We start from the raw sequence: 680 nt of genomic DNA on the forward strand, positions 1-680 counted from the left end.
GTTCGATTTCGGTGAGCGCCTTGACCTGCTCACGGTATTCGTCCAGGGCAGCCGCGTGCTCATCCGTAACCAGCTCGACGGCGAGGGGCGCATCCGCGGCAACGACAAAGAAGGTTGCGCCGTACAGGGTGTCGGGACGGGTGGTGAAGACCGTGACGTCCTTGGCGGGTTTGCCGCCGTCGCCCTCGATCACGAAGTTAACGTGCGCACCCTCGGAACGGCCGATCCAGTTCTTCTGCATGGCCAGCACGCGCTCGGGCCAGTGGCCCCGCAGCTCATCCATGTCATCGAGCAGCCGGTCAGCGTACTCGGTGATCTTGAAGTACCACTGATTCAGGGACTTCTTGGTGACAGTGGTGCCGCAGCGTTCGCAGGCGCCGTTGACAACCTGCTCGTTGGCCAACACGGTCTGGTCCTTGGGGCACCAGTTGACCGGTGAATTCTTGCGGTACGCCAGGCCGCGCTCGTAGAAGCGCTTGAACAGCCACTGGGTCCAGCGGTAGTACTCCGGGTCCGAGGTGTGCAGCCGGCGGGACCAGTCAGCGGAGATGGCGTAGCGCTTGAAGGACGCGGCCTGCGTGTCAATGTTGGCGTAGGTCCACTCACTGGGGTGGGCGTTGCGCTTGATGGCGGCGTTCTCGGCGGGCAGGCCGAAGGAGTCCCAGCCGATCGGGTGCAGG

General features: G+C 64.1%; 1 protein-coding gene. It reads right to left on the bottom strand.

The window, feature by feature from the left end:
- Positions 1 to 680: class I tRNA ligase family protein (locus tag CXQ89_RS17710; RefSeq protein WP_146067300.1), on the bottom strand; the 680-nt coding region annotated here is incomplete at both ends.

The organism is Arthrobacter sp. ZGTC212, from assembly GCF_002929255.1.
In the GTDB taxonomy this organism is placed as follows: domain Bacteria; phylum Actinomycetota; class Actinomycetes; order Actinomycetales; family Micrococcaceae; genus Arthrobacter_B; species Arthrobacter_B sunyaminii.